The sequence below is a fragment of the Paenisporosarcina sp. P4_D4 genome (genome assembly GCF_056401835.1).
Map to the genome: position 1 here is coordinate 1 of NZ_JBFUIO010000048.1, position 20,466 is coordinate 20,466.

Annotated in this window: 24 protein-coding genes; 6 read left to right on the top strand and 18 right to left on the bottom strand. The window is 39.0% G+C overall.

Features of this window, described 5'->3' with window-relative positions; genetic code table 11:
* A partial coding sequence (locus AC1DSL_RS11380) for a class I SAM-dependent methyltransferase (protein WP_477532255.1) occupies nt 1-687 on the bottom strand: 687 nt, incomplete at its 3' end.
* Between the two features lie 201 nt (nt 688-888).
* Between AC1DSL_RS11380 and AC1DSL_RS11385 the strand changes: the two genes are divergently transcribed.
* A complete protein-coding gene (locus tag AC1DSL_RS11385) occupies nt 889-1,872 on the top strand; it encodes an aldo/keto reductase (RefSeq protein ID WP_477532256.1) in 984 nt (327 codons plus the stop codon).
* A gap of 329 nt (nt 1,873-2,201) precedes the next feature.
* Nucleotides 2,202-2,501, top strand: a complete 300-nt coding sequence (locus AC1DSL_RS11390) for a hypothetical protein (RefSeq protein WP_477532257.1) — start codon at nt 2,202-2,204, stop codon at nt 2,499-2,501.
* 116 nt (nt 2,502-2,617) lie between these two features.
* Here the strand turns inward: AC1DSL_RS11390 and AC1DSL_RS11395 are convergent, their stop codons facing one another.
* Nucleotides 2,618-3,028, bottom strand: coding sequence for a VOC family protein (locus AC1DSL_RS11395; protein ID WP_477532258.1), 411 nt, complete (start codon nt 3,026-3,028; stop codon nt 2,618-2,620).
* Between the two features lie 270 nt (nt 3,029-3,298).
* On the opposite strand from AC1DSL_RS11395, the gene AC1DSL_RS11400 reads away from it, so the two are divergent.
* Nucleotides 3,299-3,907, top strand: coding sequence for a hypothetical protein (locus AC1DSL_RS11400; protein ID WP_477532259.1), 609 nt, complete (start codon nt 3,299-3,301; stop codon nt 3,905-3,907).
* Nucleotides 3,908-3,985: 78 nt separating this feature from the next.
* Here the strand turns inward: AC1DSL_RS11400 and AC1DSL_RS11405 are convergent, their stop codons facing one another.
* From AC1DSL_RS11405 to ytxJ, 6 genes are all read right to left on the bottom strand, one after another.
* Nucleotides 3,986-4,435 carry a GNAT family N-acetyltransferase gene (locus AC1DSL_RS11405; protein ID WP_016428467.1) on the bottom strand — a complete coding sequence of 150 codons (450 nt, stop codon included), beginning with the start codon at nt 4,433-4,435 and terminating at the stop codon, nt 3,986-3,988.
* 356 nt (nt 4,436-4,791) lie between these two features.
* The gene (locus AC1DSL_RS11410; protein WP_477532260.1) at nt 4,792-5,832 is read right to left on the bottom strand and encodes a helix-turn-helix domain-containing protein; all 1,041 of its coding nucleotides are present in this window, start codon (nt 5,830-5,832) and stop codon (nt 4,792-4,794) included.
* 282 nt (nt 5,833-6,114) lie between these two features.
* Nucleotides 6,115-6,489 (bottom strand): nucleotide excision repair endonuclease, encoded by a 375-nt coding sequence (locus AC1DSL_RS11415; protein ID WP_016428469.1) that lies wholly within the window; start codon nt 6,487-6,489, stop codon nt 6,115-6,117.
* 94 nt (nt 6,490-6,583) lie between these two features.
* Nucleotides 6,584-7,096: a GNAT family N-acetyltransferase gene (locus AC1DSL_RS11420; RefSeq protein WP_477532261.1), complete on the bottom strand. Its 513-nt coding sequence runs from the start codon at nt 7,094-7,096 to the stop codon at nt 6,584-6,586.
* Nucleotides 7,097-7,115: 19 nt separating this feature from the next.
* Nucleotides 7,116-7,931: an STAS domain-containing protein gene (locus tag AC1DSL_RS11425; RefSeq protein WP_477532262.1), complete on the bottom strand. Its 816-nt coding sequence runs from the start codon at nt 7,929-7,931 to the stop codon at nt 7,116-7,118.
* Between the two features lie 146 nt (nt 7,932-8,077).
* Nucleotides 8,078-8,416 (bottom strand): bacillithiol system redox-active protein YtxJ, encoded by a 339-nt coding sequence (ytxJ, locus tag AC1DSL_RS11430; protein ID WP_477532263.1) that lies wholly within the window; start codon nt 8,414-8,416, stop codon nt 8,078-8,080.
* A 162-nt stretch (nt 8,417-8,578) separates the two neighbouring features.
* On the opposite strand from ytxJ, the gene AC1DSL_RS11435 reads away from it, so the two are divergent.
* On the top strand, nt 8,579-9,016 hold the full coding sequence (locus AC1DSL_RS11435; protein ID WP_477532264.1) for a YusW family protein: 438 nt from the start codon (nt 8,579-8,581) through the stop codon (nt 9,014-9,016).
* 157 nt (nt 9,017-9,173) lie between these two features.
* Here AC1DSL_RS11435 and AC1DSL_RS11440 read toward each other — a convergent pair whose 3' ends face one another.
* From AC1DSL_RS11440 to AC1DSL_RS11475, 8 genes are all read right to left on the bottom strand, one after another.
* Nucleotides 9,174-11,054: an alpha-E domain-containing protein gene (locus AC1DSL_RS11440; RefSeq protein ID WP_477532265.1), complete on the bottom strand. Its 1,881-nt coding sequence runs from the start codon at nt 11,052-11,054 to the stop codon at nt 9,174-9,176.
* A complete protein-coding gene (locus tag AC1DSL_RS11445; RefSeq protein ID WP_477532266.1) occupies nt 11,054-12,499 on the bottom strand; it encodes a circularly permuted type 2 ATP-grasp protein in 1,446 nt (481 codons plus the stop codon). Before AC1DSL_RS11445 ends, AC1DSL_RS11440 begins: the two co-directional genes overlap by 1 nt.
* Before the next feature lie 284 nt (nt 12,500-12,783).
* Nucleotides 12,784-13,479: a TerC family protein gene (locus AC1DSL_RS11450; protein ID WP_016428476.1), complete on the bottom strand. Its 696-nt coding sequence runs from the start codon at nt 13,477-13,479 to the stop codon at nt 12,784-12,786.
* 114 nt (nt 13,480-13,593) lie between these two features.
* Nucleotides 13,594-14,664, bottom strand: coding sequence for an ABC transporter substrate-binding protein (locus AC1DSL_RS11455; protein WP_477532267.1), 1,071 nt, complete (start codon nt 14,662-14,664; stop codon nt 13,594-13,596).
* 15 nt (nt 14,665-14,679) lie between these two features.
* Nucleotides 14,680-15,459, bottom strand: coding sequence for an ABC transporter ATP-binding protein (locus tag AC1DSL_RS11460; RefSeq protein WP_477532268.1), 780 nt, complete (start codon nt 15,457-15,459; stop codon nt 14,680-14,682).
* A gap of 4 nt (nt 15,460-15,463) precedes the next feature.
* Nucleotides 15,464-16,270, bottom strand: coding sequence for an ABC transporter permease (locus AC1DSL_RS11465; protein ID WP_477532269.1), 807 nt, complete (start codon nt 16,268-16,270; stop codon nt 15,464-15,466).
* Nucleotides 16,271-16,520: 250 nt separating this feature from the next.
* Entirely contained in the window at nt 16,521-16,676 is a 156-nt protein-coding gene (locus AC1DSL_RS11470) for a YpzG family protein (RefSeq protein WP_016428480.1), read from the bottom strand.
* An 85-nt stretch (nt 16,677-16,761) separates the two neighbouring features.
* Nucleotides 16,762-17,211 (bottom strand): YaiI/YqxD family protein, encoded by a 450-nt coding sequence (locus tag AC1DSL_RS11475; RefSeq protein WP_016428481.1) that lies wholly within the window; start codon nt 17,209-17,211, stop codon nt 16,762-16,764.
* A gap of 152 nt (nt 17,212-17,363) precedes the next feature.
* On the opposite strand from AC1DSL_RS11475, the gene AC1DSL_RS11480 reads away from it, so the two are divergent.
* Nucleotides 17,364-18,392: an ion channel gene (locus tag AC1DSL_RS11480; RefSeq protein WP_477532270.1), complete on the top strand. Its 1,029-nt coding sequence runs from the start codon at nt 17,364-17,366 to the stop codon at nt 18,390-18,392.
* A gap of 55 nt (nt 18,393-18,447) precedes the next feature.
* Here AC1DSL_RS11480 and AC1DSL_RS11485 read toward each other — a convergent pair whose 3' ends face one another.
* A complete protein-coding gene (locus AC1DSL_RS11485) occupies nt 18,448-18,954 on the bottom strand; it encodes a hypothetical protein (protein WP_477532271.1) in 507 nt (168 codons plus the stop codon).
* Between the two features lie 104 nt (nt 18,955-19,058).
* Here AC1DSL_RS11485 and AC1DSL_RS11490 point away from each other — a divergent pair, with 104 nt between their 5' ends.
* On the top strand, nt 19,059-19,697 hold the full coding sequence (locus AC1DSL_RS11490; RefSeq protein ID WP_477532272.1) for a phosphatase PAP2 family protein: 639 nt from the start codon (nt 19,059-19,061) through the stop codon (nt 19,695-19,697).
* Here AC1DSL_RS11490 and AC1DSL_RS11495 read toward each other — a convergent pair.
* Nucleotides 19,690-20,223: a GNAT family N-acetyltransferase gene (locus tag AC1DSL_RS11495; RefSeq protein WP_477532273.1), complete on the bottom strand. Its 534-nt coding sequence runs from the start codon at nt 20,221-20,223 to the stop codon at nt 19,690-19,692. The two genes, AC1DSL_RS11490 and AC1DSL_RS11495, sit on opposite strands and share 8 nt — an antisense overlap.
* Between the last annotated feature and the right edge of the window lie 243 nt (nt 20,224-20,466).

Genomic DNA, 20,466 nt, shown 5'->3' on the forward strand with positions numbered 1-20,466 from the left:
TGCATGTGCAATCCAACCACCAAATAGTGTGGTCGAAAAGAATTGTGTCACCCGCTCGAATCCAGCTTGTTGTAAGAGTTCTTCAATCTGAGTGGCAGGTACGAATGATAGTTCACGAACCGACTCTTCCATCGCCTCCACATCTTCTTGCGTTAAATCAGTTAAATCCAGCCAAATCGATTTCCATAAATTCATCCGCTCATCGAATTCTGGATTCGATTGATCACCGAACATCGATACGAGAACAAATGGAGCTCCCGGTTGCAATCTTTCTCTTACTGTTTTCAATAAACTCAGTTTTTCTTCAACTGTTTCAACGAAATGGAGGACAAGCAAACATGTGGCAGCATCAAATGTTTGATTAAATTCGATTTGTTCAATTATCCCTGTGTGTATGGACACTCGATCTTCAATTCCTGCATTTTTCGCTTTTTGCATAGCGACTTCAAGCATGGCTTCTGAAGGGTCAACCCCTGCGAAAGTCCACGTAGGATTTGCTGTTCCAAAGGTCACGATTTCATTTCCTCCGCCAGCTCCAATGACCAACACTTTTGCGGAGTCGTTTACATTCGCACGAAGGAATGACTGAACCATCCGGAACAATGCATCGTAAGTTGGTAGAGCACGGCGAATGCCTTTATCGTATTCTCTTGCCATTTCCAGATCAAATTCCAAATCATCTTTCATTTTGTTTCCCCCATTAATTAATCATTTATTACCTTCTATTATGGGACAGTTCATTGAAACTTTCAAACCGCTACATATTCGCTATCTTAAGAGACTAAATGGTACACTTTTACAATAAAAGCGAAAAGCTTCTTTCTAGCCAGACACTGGTGCTTGGAGTTGGAACTAATAAATCATATGCCCTTTTGGAGGCTGATATATATGGAAAATACTATGATAAAGCGGACTCTGGGCCAAACAGATTTACACCTGTCCCCCCTTGGACTAGGGACTTGGCAATTCAGTAAAGGATCAGGTGTCGTTGGCAGATTTTGGGGAGCACTGGATGATGAACTTACGGAAAACATCATTAAAACGTCATTGGATGGCGGCATCAATTGGTTTGACACTGCTGAAGTATATGGTGGTGGTGAGTCCGAAAGAATTTTAGCGAAAGCGCTTGAAAATATAGGTGCAAGCCCTGAAGAAGCTCGAATTGCGACTAAATGGTGGCCTATGCTTCGAACAGCAGGTTCCATTCCGAAAACGATTAATAATCGTAAAGAGGCTCTTCAAAATCGCAGGATTGACTTGTACCAAATTCATCAACCCTATTCACTCTCATCCGTTGAAAAGCAAATGCAGGCCATGATCGAGCTAGTAAAAGCTGGTCATATTAACCATATTGGCGTTAGTAATTTCAACGCTTCTGCAATGGTCAATTCCCATCGGATTCTTAGTGAAAACGGACTGACACTGGCTTCGAATCAAGTGAAATACAGTTTACTGGACCGACGTATGGAGGAAAACGGAGTTCTGGATCGCGCGAAGGAATTAGGCATTTCCATCATTGCTTACTCGCCACTTGAGCCAGGAATACTAACTGGGAAATTTCATGATAATCCTGCATTGATTCACGATGCCAAAGGACCTCGTAGATTTCAACGCAAATTCAAGGAAGCAGGATTGGCAGAATCTAAACCACTCATAACTTTACTGGATGCCATTGGTGAAAAATACAATGTCAGTGCCAGCCAAGTAGCTTTGAACTGGACTATCCATTATCATGGAGAAACGGTTTTTGCGATTCCCGGTGCCACTAAAGTTCATCACGCACAAGATAATGTCGGTGCATTAACGTTTAAACTCGATGCGGGAGAACTCGAAGAAATTTCACGCGCTTCGTGGAAAGTTCTTCAAAAATAACAGGAATAGTTATATTTCGAGGAGTGAGTTCATGTTAGAAAAATGGATTGAAGAAGCGACCGGACATCGTGTTAGGAGAAGTGACACTTTAGTAATCCGATCCCACCGTTAATCGTCACAAAAGAACAAATTGATGTAGGACTTCAATTACTAGACGAAGCATTAATGGAATACGAAAAAACATTAATGAGTTTAGAGGGTATATAGAGAATGAAATGACTAGAGGCTGACTCACTATTGAGTAAGCCTCTTTCTCTATTATTTTGAATAACGCCTTCATAGATTGATATATCAAACATATAATGGATTAAAGAAAGGAGAGCTTCGTAATGACCGATCCCATTCAAACAATGATTCAATTATTACAAACGCTGATCCCCCTTATACTGGGTACCATTCTCTTTTCCAGCACCCTGATGTCTCCAAAAAGATGGCTTGTCGCCATCACTTTATTTATAGGAATTAGCGGGCCATTCATTTATTCCCTGTTTGATGAACAATCTCATCCCGCAATCGGTGCAAATATCGGTTTGGGTCTCTCCATACTTTTTGTATGGGTTTGCTCAGGACTGCTTGTACTCATTGCCCTCATTCGTATCTACTTCAACATAAAACAACAAAAAAACTAGAACAAGCGACATTTTGTCGAATGATTCTAGTTTTCTTTTGTTCTACATACATTTCGCTCAAATGTAACCAATAACAAGAAAATATACCGAAGGTCGCATAGCCGAGGTTTAATTTTTCAACTTGTCTCTTCATTCGCCAAATCTACAATGTTTTCACCAATAGGTTCCCACAATTCGATTTTGTTTCCTTCCAAATCTAAAATGTGTGCAAATTTCCCGTAACTTTCTTCCAAAATAGGTGCTAGGATTTCGACACCTTTCGTTTGAAGTTCTTCAGCCAATTCAACCAAATCATCTACGCGGAAGTTAATCATGAACTGCTTCTGTGATGGTTCAAAGTAAGTCGTCTCTTCTTTAAACGGCGCCCATATCGTCCTCCCTATACCAGGTGGCTTTACAGCATTCCACAGAAACATTTTGCCGTACTCATCCGAATCAATTCCTAATTTTTCTTTATACCAGTTACGCAAGGCTATTGGGTCCTCGCTTTTAAAGAACACTCCACCAATTCCTGTTACACCTGCCATTAATATCACTCCGATTTTTTATAGGTATTGTTAATCGCACATTTGCGCTAGTCACCTGAGCCAACAAATATGAAAACCACATACCTGTTGGCCTCAAACTTCACGTTCGTGCGGCAAGCAAGGTCAAATGCACTCCCTCGGTTTTTATTCTATTTCAACAGCTTTCTATAGCATAGCCCCTTTTAATAAAATGTTTTCTATAGATTAAAACTTTTTTGTCAAAATAAAGTCAAATGTAGTATTAATGACATGAAAGGAAGAATGAGCAAAGTGAAAAAGAGGAATAAGGCAATTCCACTGTTCATCACTTTTACTGCCGCAATGTTGATTGCACTCAGTTTGCAAACGGATAAAGGATCGGCTTTTATGAAAGAGATGAAAGACATGTTTCTCCCTGAGAAAGAATCGATTCAAAGCATCGAGGGAGAGGATGAAGAAACTGAAGTCCAGTTAAATAAAGGGAAAGATTCGGGATATGTGATTTATGTAGATGAGACACGCTACAAGCTGACCCACGGTGAGGAATCAGATATCATTACCCCTGTTTACCCAGTGCCTGAAAATTATCCGGAAGTGACGATGGAAATCAGGCAAGTTCCCGATGAGAAACCAGAAGAACTTGTTGCTAAATTTGGAACCGAGCTAAAAAAAGACTTTCCCGGGCTCCGGGATATTGTAGAAGTAACGGAACCCGTAAAAGGATTTGAGTTACATGGTGCAGCAGGGAATGAAGCAAACAGCAAAATCGTTCATGCTTATGTCATCAGTAACGGGAAAGATGGAAGCTTTGTCATCACGCAGTACTATTTCCTCGAAGCTGCTGAAGGACATGGAGCAAGATTTCATCATATGCTAAAAACCTTTGAGATCGTTGAATAACCTTTAAGAGGAGCCGGCCAATCCTGTTCCTCTTAAAGGTTTTTGTTTTCCACAAATAAATACTGGTTTACATGATGGTTAACCGAGTTTCATCACGTGTGTCGTATCAGGCGTATCATGAGTTTCTTCAAATCCGTTCGCCCGGTAAAAAGCATCTGCTTTTGCAGATTCAGTACGACACGTGATTTTTGAAAAATTTCCTTTGGCATGGTTCACAAGTTCGGTGAGTAATTGAGATCCTACCCCTTGTCGTCTGGCAACTCCGAGTGTATAAAATCTCCTTAAGCGAGCTTCATCTTTGTTTTCCGTATACGGATTTTGATTGATGCCGCCGATTGCCACTAATTTATCGGGACCTTCCCACACTCCGAAAAGTGCTTCCCCATCTTTGTTGAACGTATTTGATCCATCTTCATAATCATGTACTAAACGAGTCAAGAAACGGTAACCTTCTTCTTCACTTTCTGTTACCAGCTGCGATACGTCTACTTTCTTCAAATCTTCTATTCGTTGAACTTTGAACGTCATCTGAGTTTCTCCCCTTTAGTTAATAGTTTAATTATTCTAACTATATACTATTTCGCTAAACACGGACTCATTCCCTTTATTTTTGGCACTTTTAACTTCTTTTGATTTTTAATAAAGAGGATTTTTCATCGTACATTTCGGCTGAATGCATGTTCCGCTTGAGCAAAGAATATGGTCAAACTACCTTTGACCATACTCTTTCTTGCGGCTTGCTAGGTGCAAAAGTAATCTTATTAAAAATCAGCTTTAGCTTAAATAAAAGATGGATTCTGCTTTCTTGCCACGGACGACCTAGCAATTCTTTAATCACTTGAAATGTACACAAAAAAAGAGTGGGAAATTCCCACTCTTTTTCATTACGTTAAACTTCCACTGTATTTCAGCTCGTCAATTGAAAGTTGATCCGCCTTGCCATCTAAAATGGCTTCAACGTCTTGCAATGTTTGTGACAATGCCACTGTCTTTCCTTTTTGGCCCGTAACAGATTCTGCAACAAAAAATGGTTGCGTGAAATATGCTTCCAGCCGTCCTCCCCGTTGATATGTTTCCACCTCGGATGCAGGAATTTTCTCATTGCCATGCACAGCTACTACTGATCGTAATTCACGGTAGCGACGCAACAATTTTTGTGCACGCTGTCTCAAATTAAAATGACGTTGGTCCAAATCAATCCCTTCCAAAATCGAGGAAGTTGAATAAATCGGGTGGACAGCTGGGTATTGGTGACGGCTTGCCAAATCCGCATCCAGTTGCCACAATGTTTCAAGTGGACCATATGGCATGTCTTCGTCCACCACTTCCCCAGATAAATCTACAAGAATGGTTGTTACATTTTGCACGCGTTCTGCAACTAGTTTTTCCTGTAAGTCCAACAGTTCACCAGACACGATATAACTCTTGTCTGTAATGAATATCACTTCTCCATTTTGTGAAGTTAAAGTCGAGTATGTTTCATTGATCGTAGTTGTGACGATATCAGCCAATTCAGTTGTCCCTTCAAGTTCAGGATGACTCCCTTTCGGCAGTAAAAAGACTGTAGTGAGGTCGCTATCTTTAAAGCGATGCATCAATTCAGCCAGGATCACCACTTGCCCCATGCCTGGACGAGCCACTATACCTGTCGTACCGCCTTTTACAAGCGGTGCAAAGAAATCCAAAGTCTTAATTTGCGTTTCAATCATATTCAATTTCTCCCCTCGAATGATTAATTCGTCTATTGAACAATTAGCAAGTGATGCAAGACCAACCAAAGTGCGAACCTCCGCTTTTCCTAAATCAATTTTTCCCGTGCATAAATTAGACACGGTTGCTGGCCGAATGCCAATTGATTTCGCTGCGGTTGTTAAATTTGGAACTTTTCTTCTGAGTAAAGCGACATTTAAACGAATATTATCCATTATCCAATCCCCCTTTATTACTTTTAATAGTAATTTAAATTACTTTATAATGCAACAAGTTTTCTTTTTACAGTAAAAATAATTACTTTAAAAGTAACCAATGATTGCTCTTGTGATAAACTTTGCAATTTCAAAATCATGTATGAGGAGAAATTTATCAATCAAACTGGATCAATTAATTAGTTAAAATGAGGCATTTAACAATAAACGTCTCACAACCTCAAGCGAAATCAAATTTTAAACAATAAAAAAAGCCGTCCTTTACAGGACAGCTTTCAATAATTAATGTGTAAACTTTTTATCGACATTGTATTTCGCAACAAATTTATTGATGGCATAGGTCTCATAAATTTCACGTTCCATTGCATCATCAACATAGAAAATTTTAATTTTCGCTACTTCATCACGGTGCTCTTTAAGTGGTGAAACATTATCTTCAAAATGTTTTTTTACACGTTGTCTTACTTTACGTGCTTTCCCAACGAACAAAAGCTCATCTGCTTTGTTGTAAAACATGATGATGCCGCCTTTGTCTCGTGCAATTTGATGGAAGTCGATGAAACCATAAATTGATGGAATTTCTGGCTCGTCGTTTGATCGGTCTTGTTCACGTTGAACAATTGTTAAGTCTGGTTTTGGCATTTCAATCTTAATCATATTCAGTCACGTCCTCACTTCTTTAGAGTGTAATGCTATCACAAATAGCGTTAAAAATCTATCAGTTATACACAGTTCACCAATAGAGAAAGTTTTAGCCAACCCAATAACGTTTAATCACATTTCCATCATCTTCAACAAAGTCTTTGTCTTCGACGCCACCATTCTTTCGGATGGTTTTTTCAGAGCCGATATTAATTGCGTCACATACGACTAAAACACGATTGATACCAAGCTCTCTTGTTTTTTCAAGAGCCAATCTCAGAATTTCTGTTGCATATCCTTTTTGGCGTTCAGATGGACGAATACCATAGCCAATATGTCCACCGGCGTTCATCAAGTGATTAGTTAACGAATGTCGAATATTGACCACTCCTAGAATGCGGTATTCCTCATCAATTAACCAGTAGGTCGAATCAGGCACCCATCCTTCGGGTAAGCCAATCCCTTTTTCAGCTTCCAGTAAGGACGAAACCATTCCTTCAAAATCTGTGGGGTCTTTACCGATTACCCAAGGAATCATTTCTTCTTCGCTTTCTTTCCATTCCTCATAGAGAGACATATAAGCCAGCTTCAAGTCCACACTTGGTTTTACTAATTTCACCATGCATTTCACCTCACAACCTTTATCTTAAGCTTTCAATTGCCTGTTTCACACTGCCATATGTATTGAATGAAGTAAAGTCAATTCCTGCTTGAACTACTGCCATTGATAAGTTCGGCCGAATTCCAGTAAACATGATGTGAATACCCAATAATTGCAACACATTATGAATCGTGAAAATATGTTGGGCTACTTCTGAATCAATCGTTAAGATACCGGAAAAATCAATAATTAAATGATCTATGTCTAGAGTTGGTATAGTCGGTAGAACATTATTCAATAAATGCTGGACTCGTGAATAGTCAATAACACCGATTAAAGGTAAAACAGCAATACCATGCTGGATTGGTACGATTGGTGCAGACAATTCGTTGATTTCTTTTTGGCGATCTTTCAATTGGTCATCACGGTAAGCCTCATATGCAAAAATCGTTTCAATCATGTTGACATCCAGTAGATAGCTTATACGATTGTTGATTTTCAAAACATCTTCTGTCGATAAACCATGCTCCATCGAAATTCTATTAATGTTTTCCAAGTACATCAAACGATTTTTTGCATAAGGTTTGATCATTGTCGATAATTGAGAAAGCATAGCAGCTTGTTGTTCTCCATTCTTTTTACTCCATTTGACCAATTCCACAGCAGCTACTTCATTGCTATCTTCAAATGACTCAACCAATAACGTCAAAAATTCGACATTGATTTTGATTGATTGCTGAATCATTTCATCCGTTACTTCGAATTCCACGTTTTTAAGTGCAGAATCCATCATTTCTGTAACAATTTCTTCTGCATGATCCACCAAATATTTACCTACTTTTAAAATATCATCCACAATTGTGCACATCCTCAATTTATTATTGTTAACTATTGCTCTGTAAGAGAATATTACTATAAACACAAGTGGAAAGCATGAATATTCAGTAATTTACTAATTAAATAGTAAAAACCCACTCGAGTGAGTGAGTTTCGTTTTTTATCTTATCCTTGGGTACTTTGAATAGCCTGACCAATTTTTGATTCGGTAATGTTCCAGTGAGAAGCGTGCCAGACTGGCTCTTCGTTCGACACGATGAAAATTTGTGGTGATTTATGCTGAACGCCTAAATTACTTTCGATTTCATTCGATACTGGACGACTTTCGATGACTTTCACTAAGTAAGCGTCAACACCCGTTTCAAATGAAGTGAATTCGCGATAAGCAGCAGCACTCACAGGACAAGTAGTACTATGCTTGAACAGTAAGACAGGCTTTTCTTTTGATTGTTGAAGAACATTTTCCCACTCTGGAATTGTTGTGATTTCTGTATAGGTTGTCATCAGTCATCATCCTTTCAATAGTTAGTTTTCCTATTATCTCGAATTTCAAACCGATTTGCACATAACTTGCCTACGTACAAACAGTTTAAAATTCTTATACTTGAGCGATACTCATACTGTACTAAACTAAACCAACTCAACAATTTGAAAGGAGAACAAATCATGAAGACTAAAAAATATGCTTTTTATGGACCCTTCCTATTAACGACTGCGTTGCTGTTAAGCGCATGCGGAGAAAAGGAGGAAGTGAAAAATGGACCTACCGGGGAACAAGCCGAAAGTGAATTTGGATTCCGTTCTTTTGATTTAAATATAGATACGGCAGATCAGAAAGACGCAATTGATGTTTCGTTTGACGTGGATGTATCCGAGACTGAAGCGGAGTACTTGAATAAGCTGGAATCGTTAAATTTGTCGGGAGATAAAGCTTATAAAAAGCTTGAACCACTCTTTAAAGAGCTTGCACTTACGAAAGACATGAGTAAAGAAGAAGTCATTGAAAAAGTGGCAAAGGCCTTTGGCGTGGAAGAGTACAAGGAATTCGATTTGGAAGTTGAATTTTCCGACGGGGACGACCMAGAATTTAAAGATAACAAATAACCAAAAGCCAAGTAGCATTCATGATTCGCTACTTGGCTTTTATTATGGAAGTTCTCTGGAGGCATCGGCACAAACACACTACTTTTAAATCACGGTTCCCAGTGGCTGAAAAAATACAAAAAAGCCTTAACGCACAGTTTGTCGTCAAGGCTTCTTTTTATTGATCGATTAAACTGACGGATACTTTCACATCAAGCTCGTGGCTGCCACCTCGGTAAACCCCTTGCACCGGACTGACATCCCCGTAATCACGACCCACGCCAACCCGAATATGGTTTTCAAGTGCTTCCACATTATTTGTTGGATCTAGTCCTACCCAGCCTATACCGGGTACCATGACTTCAACCCATGCATGGCTTGCTGCGTCCCCAACTAATGCCGAATTTTCTCCGACATACAAATATCCGCTGACGTACCTTGCCGGAATGTGCTTAGCGCGAAGTATACCAAGCATGATGTGAGAAATATCCTGGCAAACACCTTTCTTCAAATCAAAGGATTCCAACGCTTTTGTTGAAACATTTGTCGAGGAACCGTCATACGTAAAACGATTGAACAAATAACCCATAACATCAATTGCATATTGAACAGGATTGGCCATCTGTCCGGTATCCTTATCGACTTGTTCCATTTGTTCTGGAGTTAAATAGGTGTATGCCGTATTACTTAAATAAGCTAAATAGTGACTGCTGAATAAATCGGAATGGAAAATTGCATACATTTCCGGTGAATAATCAATGCGATGAATCCAAGGACTCTTTTGAATGCTAACAATGGAAGTTGCCTTAACTTCCAGATGCTTATGATGATCCGCTATAAAAAATGATTCGACACTGTTCCCCCAAATATCCACATGTTCTTTCGTTAGAGCAACCGGATTAATATCCGTTCGATATGACAGCAATCGTTGACACTCATCCGTACGGGGCTTTAATCGGATTGAGTTCATGCTTTGATCCACCCATGAATCGTAATCAAAAATGTTGGTATGTTCAATTTTGTATTTCATGGAGGAAGCTTTTTCTGTAATCGGTTGTTGAGGAAAATCTAAAAATTGAACTTGTCGTTGCGTACCAATTGGTTCAATTAAATAATAAGTCTTCGAGAAAATTTGTCCAATTTCATTACATTTGTTTTGAAACGTGTTTAAAAAGGCCAGCATATCATCAGAATTTAACTCTTGAATGGACATTTCATCAAATTCATTTTTCACATTCTCAAGGGCGTAATATAATTCGGAAGAATAATGTGCAACTTTTGCATTCTCCAAAATATCAATGGCTGCCCTTACATGATTGATATTGTAATGAATCGACTGTGGGAACGACTCATCAGTAATTAAAAAAGTTAAGATGGTCTTCGGATCCATCTTGGGACGGTTTACTTTCAAATAGGCTTCATAGCCATTCAACATGCGAAGTGCCGATAACCATGCATAGTAATCGTCGCCTTTGTAAAACAACTGGGTTTCCCGTGTCTGTTCACATACCACGTTTAAAATACGTGCCGTTTTTTCTGCACGTTCCAACCACTTCCCGATTTTCATCATGCGATATGCGACACTGCGGGACATACCAGATTCAATAATCCCTTGGGCAGTCAGGCACGTCAATTTCACTTTACGCAAAAACGTGCGTAAGTGATGAATTGAAAAACTTTCCTGTTCTGCTTGAATGGTAAACAGATACAGATCATTCAGAACTTCAAATAGTTCATTCGGCAAGTGATCCCTACTGATTCGTGCATTTTCCCGGGCTACGCGAACACAACTGTATATTGAATTAAAATTATCTATATGGAAGGCTATATAACGAATATAATCTTCATCTTGAACATCTTCACTACTTTTTAGCTTATCTAGTTCGTCTTTAGTTGAACACGCTTCAAACATTATTTGCCAGTGTTTACCGTCTAACAAATCTTCACTCGAAGTCTCAACCATCTGTGTTAAATGAACGTCCAAAATTCGCGCGTTTGTTTCTGTACGTTCAATATTCCGTGCCATCCAATAGAGTGAATCTGCTACACGACTTAACATTAGCTCATCCCTCCAGACTTCATAACCCATGTATCTTTACCACCACCACCTTGCGATGAATTCACGACAAGGGATCCTTTTTTCAATGCTACTCGGGAAAGCCCCCCTGGGAATACATGTGTTTCTTTTCCTCTCATGACAAACACTCGTAAATCCACGTGACAAGGATAGAATTCTTCCCCTTGGTAGGAAGGAGCTCTCGATAATTTTATCGTCGGTTGTGCAATATATTGATGAGGGTTTTCAAGAATTTTTTCACGGAATTCCTCGATTTCCACTGAGGTTGCATGAGGCCCTACCAGCATGTCATAGCCTCCTGATGCCCCTACGTTTTTAACTACCAATTCGTGTAATCGTTCCAGTACCCAGTTTCGCTGTTCGGCATGATCAAGACGGTAAGTCATGACATTATCAATAATTGGGTCTTCTTTCAAGTAGTAACGAATCATATTTGGCACGTAGACATACATCGCTTTATCATCCGCCACTCCATTGCCAATTCCATTCAAAATTGCCACATTTCCTTGACGATAAGCCTCAAGCAAACCTTCAACGCCTAATGTTGAATCTTCCCTGAACGCCAGAGGGTCCAGGAAGTCGTCATCAATTCGACGATAAATGATATCCACTTTTTCAAGACCACGGATCGTTTTCATATAAACAATGTTGCCGGAGACGAATAAGTCACGGCCTTCAACCAGATGTAGACCCATTTGTTGTGCCAGAAACACATGATCATAGTAAGCCGAATTATAAATACCTGGAGTAAGTAGAACTGCTCGAGGATTGTCTACCCCTTCAGGAGCATGGTCCATAATCGCTTCGTGTAAATAAGTCACTTGATGCTCCAAAGTCTGAACGGAATGTTTTGCAAAAAATTCAGGGTATACCTGACGCATTACATAGCGGTTTTGGTAAACATACGAAATGCCTGAAGGGTTTCGTAAATTGTCTTCCAGTACTAAGTATTTGCCATTTTCATCCCGGATTAAATCGATTCCGGCAAGAAATATATGATTATTCAATGGAATTTTTATTCCCTGTACTTGTTTAACGTAATAATGAGGGTTGTCCACAACCAGTTCCTTAGGGATAATCCCGTCTTTAATGATTTGCTGTTCATTGTATACATCGTGCAAAAAGCAATTGAGTGCATTTGTACGTTGTACCATTCCTTTTTCTATTGTTTCCCAATCTTCTGGAGGGATGATGATCGGCACAAAATCAAAAGGCATTGTGCGTTCAGCGCCAACATTATTATGATAGACAGTAAAAGTAATGCCTTGTCTCAAAAACGATAATTGGGCTGTTTCATGTTTTTCTTTCAATTCATCAGCAGAAAAATTATGGAGCATTTCATAAAATTTTTGATAATGGTCCTTCGGTTTTCCGCTTGCCTTCAACATTTCGTCAAAAAACGGCTTAACTTTGTACGTAGTAAACATGAAAACACCCTCTCTATATACGAAGTTGGAAAATTAAGAAAATAGTACGTTAAGTTTATCATAAAGTTCCTCTTTTCATTACCCATACTCCTAAGTTTTGAAGCCTTCAAATAGAAATAAAATACACACTGGCATCACTAAGAATATGTGAATATAGGAGTCAAAAATGCACACATCTAAATGTGTTTTTAAAAAAGGATATATTTCAAAATAACTGCTCTCCATATAAATAAAAAAATGAGCTGCTACCCGTGATTTTTCAATCACGAAGGAGCAGCTCATTTTTATTTAGTAAGAACTTCTTTTTGCTGTCTTTTTTTGACTACAGTACCTAACCCAACAATTAATAACACAAAAGCAATCGGGATGATATATTCAAGAATTGGCCAAGTACGTTCTACAAATAAATGGCCATATTTATCATCAACCATCATTTTCCCAGCAGTATAGGCAATGATGCCCGAACCCGCCCACACAAGGAGTGGGTATTTATCCATTAGATTCATAATGAGCTGACTACCAAAAATAATCAGTGGCACACTAATAGCCAGTCCAATGACAATCAAGACGATATTTCCTTCTGCAGCTCCTGCAATAGCCAGTACATTATCCAGACTCATGACTAAGTCAGCAAAAATAATCGTACGAATAGCGCCAAACAGCGACGCTGAGGAGTGCAAATCTGGATCTTCATTAGCAGATTTAATTAAATCAAATGCAATATATAACAACAATAATCCACCAATAATTTCTACAAACGGGATTTCCAAAAGATAGACAGCCGCAAATGTTAGCACTACACGCAATCCAAGTGCACCCACTGTTCCAATGAAAATGGCTTTCTTGCGTTTGTCTTCGGATAATTTTCTGCTTGCTAGCGCAATGACGACGGCATTATCGCCACTTAATACGATATTAATCAAAATAATTTCAAGTAGTATGCCAAAGAAATGTGCATCCATTTTTTCATCTTCTTTCATTTTGTTCTGTAACTCTTATTACATCATACTCCTCAAACAAAATCTTTCAAGTTTCTTTCCAATAAAAAGCCCATGAAAGATGCCGTATGGCAACCCGTCATGGACTGAAATTTATCATTCATATTTGCCAATGATTTTAACTGCTTTTTCCGTAATGGCTGTATCAATGGCTTCATCAAAATCAAACTCGCCTCTAATTGCACCATTCTTCTTATACAGTTCGTACTGATCACGAATATCATCCGTGAACATTTTGCCATTTGGATCAAGTCCAGTGACAAATACATCTTTCCAAACAGCTGCATCTTTTAAAGCAGTGTATTCTGTCATGATGTCGATGATTTCATCTGTGCCTTCGCCTTTTTTGAAGGCATCATTGTAATCTCTTACACCTTTCAAGTAAGCTGCCATGAAACGTAAGGACACGTCCTGCTCGTCATTCATGAACTGCGGTGAACCTAGTACCATGGCAATTTGAGCTTCCGGTGCAAAGTCGGTTGCATCACCTAATCGAACATGAATACCCTCGGCAACGCCTTGCGTGATTAGAGGTTCAATATTCAAAGCTGCATCAATGGAGCCGTTTTCGATGGCTGCCATCATGTTTCCGAAATCCGGCATAAGAACAAACTCGACGTCATCCTTCGACAGACCTGCGTGGTCAAGCATTAGATGGTATATATAATCGTCAACTCCATGCTCCCCTGAAACTGCAATGCGTTTTCCTTTTAAATCACTGTATGTTTTGAYTTCATCCTGTTTATCAGCACCTATTACAAATGTGAAGTAGGACTTCCCTTTTTCATTATGGCCTTTATCGGCCACAATTTTCACATCGATTCCTTGGGCAATCGCATTAAAGAAGGCAGCTGAGGAAATACCTCCAGCAATATCCACTTGCCCTGATGCCAATGCTGGCAACATGTCGTCACTATTCGCGAATGTTGCGAATTCCACTTCGATATTATAATCAGCAAAATAACCTTTTTCATTAGCAATATAAAAGCCTGCCCCAGAAGCAGAACCATCTTCTGCAATGACTACTTTCGTTTTCTTACTTAAAGGTGCTAAATCACCAGAAGGATTATCTTTACTTACATCGTCATTCACTTTCACTGCTTCCTTATCGGAGCAACCCCCAACAAGTAAAATCAAAACGCCCAACATGCCTAACCACTTTTTCATCTATTCACTCCTCGATTACAATCTTGATCCTTGTACTTCTATTTGCAAGTGACGCCAGATTTCCAGAAATTTCGAAGCCATTTCCGGATTCGAGCGAAAGTCTTCTAATTTCCTTGGACGAGGCAGATCTATTTTCATTTCTGCCACGATTTTGCCTGGCTGCGCACTCATGAGTAATACACGATCACTTAAATACAATGCTTCGTCGATGCTATGTGTGATGAATAACACCGTTTTCTTTGTTTCCGACCAAATCGACAATAATTCTTCTTGTAAAATGTATTTATTCTGTTCGTCTAAAGCTCCAAATGGTTCATCCATCAATAAGATTTCTGGGTCATTAGCAAACGCCCGGGCGATGCTGACACGTTGTTTCATGCCGCCTGAAAGCTCTTTCGGATACATTTTGGCGAATTTCCCAAGACCCACTTTGTTCAAAAAATACGTTGTTCGTTCTTTTACAATCGATTTTGGCAAGTGCCGCATCGTCAGTCCGAACGCTACATTTTCCTCAACAGTCAGCCAAGGGAGTATGCCACGTTCCTGAAACACCATCGATTGACTCGGTCGATCTTCATCTCCGGGTTCAATGGTAAAATCTCCTGAACTTTGATTTTCAAGACCCGCCAGAATGCGAAGTAACGTTGTTTTTCCACAGCCGCTCGGACCAACGAGACACACAAATTCCCCGTCTTCAATATCGAGCGAGATATTTTCAAGTGCAGTGACACTATTTTCTTTCTTGTAAAATACTTTCGTTAATTCATGGATTGATATTTTGGGTTTTGAGCTCACGTCGTCACCTCCACGGAACTAATTTTCGTTGTAAGCCACGTAATAACAATGAAAAGATATATCCAAAGAACGAAATCAGGATTAATCCGACAAACATCTCTTTTAATAAAAACGCACTGTAGGACGTCCAAATCAAATAACCAATTCCTGAAGTTGCGCCCATCATTTCTGCTGCAACAATGGTAAGCAACGCAATTGCCTGCCCCATTTGAATGCCTTCCAGCATGACAGGAAGCGAACCAGGTAAAGCGATTTTCAAAAAGAAATCCTTACTGCTTGCTCCATAATTCTTCGCCACATCCAAATAAATGGAGTCTATCGAAATAACACCAGCTACGGTATTGATCACAACTGGAAAGAAGACACTACCCGCAATGGTAACAACTTTCGATACTTCACCAATACCAAAAATGATTAAAATAATCGGTAATAATGCAAGTGTGGGAATAGGCATCAATGCCATAATAATTGGAGAAATAAAATGGCGGATTGGCGCATATAACCCCATACACAAACCGATGATAATTCCAGGAATAACACCTAGTAAGAAACCAAACCCTATTCGGAATAGTGATATGTTAATGTGATGAAACAATTCACCAGTCGTGAGCAATTCGAAAAACGTGGTAACAATTGCAGTTGGCGGAGGGAAAAACCTCGCATCAATCAGTCCGGTTTGAGATAGAAATTGCCAGATGAGCAAGAGACATACTGGAGAAAAAATGGTTAGCCACGTCTTCATTCGATTCTGTCTTTGCTGCTTTCGCCATTCTTGTTGTTCCGTTTCTATTGGATTTTTTATATCCCTCATTTTCCACCACCTCTTCATCCAAATAATATGAAGATCAGAGGAAATGTGTTCTCACTAAATAGCGTCCCATATCGTTTTCAGACGTCGATTATGTAATTTTAGACGTGGTGTCATTTTATTCACACGTCACAATCTATTTTTCAGACTTCATTCTCAAAAAGACAGACTGAGCCAACTGGCATTCTAAAAACGCTTCTCAAAACAAAAAAGACCCGAAAAATTTCCGGGTCCCAATTTCTTCTTATTCAACTTATCCGTTTCGGTAAATTTTGGCGCTGGTTTTTAATCTCTCAGTCGATTGTGATTCTTCTGTGTTACCGTTGACTTGTGATTTGGTCCTCTTTGGCCTTGTCCAGTTATGATGTAATTCCGCTGATTTTGAATCCAGTGGTTGTTTTTTACTCATTGCCTTTCACCTCTTTTTTTAAGAATGAAAAGAAGAAATCTTGTTCAGTATGCGTAATAATCGTTAATCTATGAGTTGCGAAAAATTAATTTCTATTTAATTGCTGAAGAATTAATTCATTAAACCTACGTTCAAAACTCTCATTATCTTCTTTCCTTCTCTTTTTTGGCCCTTTCATTCGACCACCTGCCTGGCGAATTTTCTTGGCAATATGACGACTATCCAATAGCTGATCTATATTTTCATTCGTATACTCGCGACCATTTTGATCCATCACTAGTCCTCGTTTGGCTAATACCATTGCAGCCAAACCGTAATCCTGTGTAATAACAATATCTCCAGGTTTAACACGATTGACGAGCACAAAATCCACAGCATCCATGCCTTTTGATACCATCACTGTTTTGGCACCTTCACGTTGCATATTGTGTGCTGTATCGCAGAATAAAGTGACAGGCATTTCATATCGTTTAGCGATTTGAATCGTGCTATCTACTACTGGACATCCATCTGCATCAACTAATATGTTGATCATTTTTCACATTTCCCTCCACTTCAAAACAAATTTCCGTCAATGTCCTTTGCTTAGCTTTCCATTAATCAACCAAATCATGTTCGTTATCTAGCACATGCAAATAAAAACGTGTAAACTTAAGCTTACAGATTCTGGCGATTGGAGATAGTTACATGCATTTTTTTTTGAAAGTTGGATTAAGTCTAGTCCGCATGAAGAACTTAACTTTATTATTTGCAGCACTACTCTTTATTGTATTTTGTACGGTGACGATTTACTTGTTGGAACCTGATACGTTTGAAGGATTGTTAACATCATTTTACTTTGTAATGACCACCTTTGCTACTGTAGGCTACGGTGATTATTCACCAGTTACGGGAGTAGGAAAATTATTTACAGTCATTATGTACTTATTGGGAATTGGATTACTCGGTGTTGTTATCGGGAAAATAGTAGATGCGTTTTCCATATTCAGAAGACGCAAGGAGGAAGGTAAGTTGTCTTATACACATGAACATCACATCATCATTGTCGGGTGGGGAAAGAAAACTGAAATGGCCCTTAAGGAAATTCTTTCATCTGATCCTTCGGTGGAAATTGTCATAATTGATACTCTTCCTACATCTCCTACAGATGTCACCATGGATCGTGTCCATTATGTACAAGGTGATCCATCTGAAGAAGGACCATTTGTTCAGGCGAATATCACGAAAGCCAAGTCTGTCATCATTTTTGCTGATGAAAACATCCAAGTCGCGTCTTTGCGAGATGCCAAGACATTGACGATTGCTATTACTTGTGAACGTCTAGCTTCAAATGTGCATACGACAGTTGAAGTGATGACGGAGAAACAACTCGCCAACTTCTCACATGTCAAAGTGGATGAGTTTATTTTGTCCCAGGAAACCATTTCTCTACTAGCCGTTCGCTCTGCTTTACATCAAAATGTTGGGAATATCGTGACACAACTGATTAGTCGCACTGTGGGCGAGGATTTGTTTGAAGTCCCGACACGCTCTGAATGGAAGACATATGGGGACGCATTTCATGCATTATTAGTACATGGCGCAACATTGATTGCCGACCGTCAGAAAATGGACATTAATCGTCGTTTACAGGAACACATTCCATCTGATGCAGTTCTTACGGTCATTTGTGATGAATCAACCTATCAATCTATTATTTCGAAAAGTGGGCAGTGAGAATTAAATAAACAAGTAAGGCCATTCTATCGCAGAATGGCTTTTTCTACTTTGCTTATTCAGCTAGTTGTTCCGCTAATTTCAACAACTCATCCTTCAATTCATTCTCATTCAGCTCTGACATATTTAAAGTATATGAATACGTAACATCTTTGACAATTACGTCAAGTTGATTGGGTAAGCTATATTGAGCTTGATAGCCATTATTCAAAGTGATTTCTTCCGGATTGCTATCTGGATAATCTATGTTACCCGTTGTAGTAGAAAGCAGCAGGTTATTATCTTGCTTATCTGAAGCCATAAATTGTGCATCCGGATTTTGACCCTTTCCACCGATATCCGTAATTCCTAAAGATTTGAATCCCACAGTTTTGAATGGCAATTTCTCGGGCAAATTGACTTCATAGGGTAAAGCATCAATGGCCACGTCCACTGAAGGTGCGCTGTAAAACTTGATGAATCCGTCTTCACTTTCTTTTGATTCAGTTAATTGTGATGTATCTAAGCTATTCGAGCATCCAGCTAACATTAGTAAGCTGCCTGCCAATAAGAATTTTTTCATATTTATTCCCCCTACTTTAAAGTATACAAGTTTCTGCTAAATTTTGGAGGTAATGTAAATAAATTATCACCATATATAACTACAAGCATGGAGTTGTTGAAACATTGGTTAAAAAGCCTAATGATAAGCTATTTTTATTGTTAAGTTGCTTCACTGCGCTTGGTTTTAGCTTAATTGCATTCATGGTCGAACAAAAACAAATTGAACAATTTGACAGCCCCATTGCCACTTTCATTCAAAGTTTCGAAACTCCTTTCTCGACGAATATGATGCTTTTTTTCACAAATATTGGATCAGGAACTTCCATTAACATTATTGCTTTTATCATTTTCATTATCTTTTATTTCTTTTTAAAATTTCGGGCAGAACTCCTTCTATTCATTGTCGTCCTGCTCGGTTCCCACTATCTTTTTCGCGTAATAAAACTACTTTTCAAAAGAGAACGACCAGATTTACATCGCCTTATTGAAATTGGTGGGTACAGTTTTCCAAGCGGACATGCAACAAATGCAATATGTATATATGGAATCCTAACGTTTATTTTGTGGCGTCATATTCCATCTCGTATCGGTCGATTTCTTCTGTTATCTTTCAGTACTTTCATGATTCTTATGATTGGGATAAGCCGAATCTATTTAGGCGTCCATTATCCAAGTGATGTTCTAGCTGGCTATTTTGCAGGTGGCTGTTGGCTAACAATTGCCATATGGAGTTATCATGTTGCGCTCGTTAAGCTTAATTAATTTGAGATGTCGCACCAAAAAACGCTTTTGGATAATGTAATTCTCCAACGGTGTTTTCAAGTTCTCTATCTTTCAGTTCGCAAACCATGAAAACGTCATCAGGCACTTGATATTGTGTCAATTCCAATCCATGAGCTCTAGCCGGTTGAAAACCAAACTTCGGATAATAGGCTGGGTGTCCAATGAGTAAGACCAGCCCATAGTCCAGGTCTTTCGCTCTTTTTAATCCTTCTTCAATCAATTTGATGCCAATGCCTTTTTTCTGAAATTCTGGCAAAACAGCCACAGGTGCTAGGACGACTACCTCTTTTTCGCCATTTTCATTGATAATTTTCGCCTTACTTAATAGTAGATGGCCAACTATTTCATCTTGATCATCTGCCACTATCGATAATTCCGGAATGAAGCCATCTGAAAAACGAATGCGTTCCACAAGCTTTGCTTCATCGTCTCTATTTCCAAAAGCCGTGTAATTCAGATTGAATACATGTTTATAGTCATTTTTCGTTTCAGTTCGAATTTGCATTCTATTCACCTATTTTCTTTAAACTTCACTCTATACTAACTTCTACCTCTAACACCACAATCCCTTTTTCTCAAACATCTTGTTTCCAAGAGTATAACTAAAAAAGCTTGAAACGGGCTGTGATGGCTCGTTTCAAGCTTTTTTTTGTTAAGAATCTGTGCCTGTTGGCTCACGTGGAAAGTGCGGCAAGCGCAAATGAATGATAACCAACCATACCGTTTATTAAAGCCATCAGTATTATTG

Bases quoted from the DNA above. Each gene is read 5' to 3' on its own strand.
- AC1DSL_RS11410 (WP_477532260.1), bottom strand. From the start codon at position 5,832: ATGGATAATATTCGTTTAAATGTCGCTTTACTCAGAAGAAAAGTTCCA.
- AC1DSL_RS11445 (WP_477532266.1), bottom strand. From the start codon at position 12,499: ATGTTTACTACGTACAAAGTTAAGCCGTTTTTTGACGAAATGTTGAAG.
- AC1DSL_RS11390 (WP_477532257.1), top strand. From the start codon at position 2,202: ATGACCGATCCCATTCAAACAATGATTCAATTATTACAAACGCTGATC.
- AC1DSL_RS11440 (WP_477532265.1), bottom strand. From the start codon at position 11,054: ATGTTAAGTCGTGTAGCAGATTCACTCTATTGGATGGCACGGAATATT.
- AC1DSL_RS11415 (WP_016428469.1), bottom strand. From the start codon at position 6,489: ATGATTAAGATTGAAATGCCAAAACCAGACTTAACAATTGTTCAACGT.
- AC1DSL_RS11465 (WP_477532269.1), bottom strand. From the start codon at position 16,270: ATGAGGGATATAAAAAATCCAATAGAAACGGAACAACAAGAATGGCGA.
- ytxJ (WP_477532263.1), bottom strand. From the start codon at position 8,416: ATGACAACCTATACAGAAATCACAACAATTCCAGAGTGGGAAAATGTT.
- AC1DSL_RS11450 (WP_016428476.1), bottom strand. From the start codon at position 13,479: ATGAAAGAAGATGAAAAAATGGATGCACATTTCTTTGGCATACTACTT.
- AC1DSL_RS11395 (WP_477532258.1), bottom strand. From the start codon at position 3,028: ATGGCAGGTGTAACAGGAATTGGTGGAGTGTTCTTTAAAAGCGAGGAC.
- AC1DSL_RS11475 (WP_016428481.1), bottom strand. From the start codon at position 17,211: ATGATCAACATATTAGTTGATGCAGATGGATGTCCAGTAGTAGATAGC.
- AC1DSL_RS11470 (WP_016428480.1), bottom strand. From the start codon at position 16,676: ATGAGTAAAAAACAACCACTGGATTCAAAATCAGCGGAATTACATCAT.
- AC1DSL_RS11385 (WP_477532256.1), top strand. From the start codon at position 889: ATGGAAAATACTATGATAAAGCGGACTCTGGGCCAAACAGATTTACAC.
- AC1DSL_RS11485 (WP_477532271.1), bottom strand. From the start codon at position 18,954: ATGAAAAAATTCTTATTGGCAGGCAGCTTACTAATGTTAGCTGGATGC.
- AC1DSL_RS11420 (WP_477532261.1), bottom strand. From the start codon at position 7,096: ATGGTGAAATTAGTAAAACCAAGTGTGGACTTGAAGCTGGCTTATATG.
- AC1DSL_RS11480 (WP_477532270.1), top strand. From the start codon at position 17,364: ATGCATTTTTTTTTGAAAGTTGGATTAAGTCTAGTCCGCATGAAGAAC.
- AC1DSL_RS11405 (WP_016428467.1), bottom strand. From the start codon at position 4,435: ATGACGTTCAAAGTTCAACGAATAGAAGATTTGAAGAAAGTAGACGTA.
- AC1DSL_RS11495 (WP_477532273.1), bottom strand. From the start codon at position 20,223: ATGCAAATTCGAACTGAAACGAAAAATGACTATAAACATGTATTCAAT.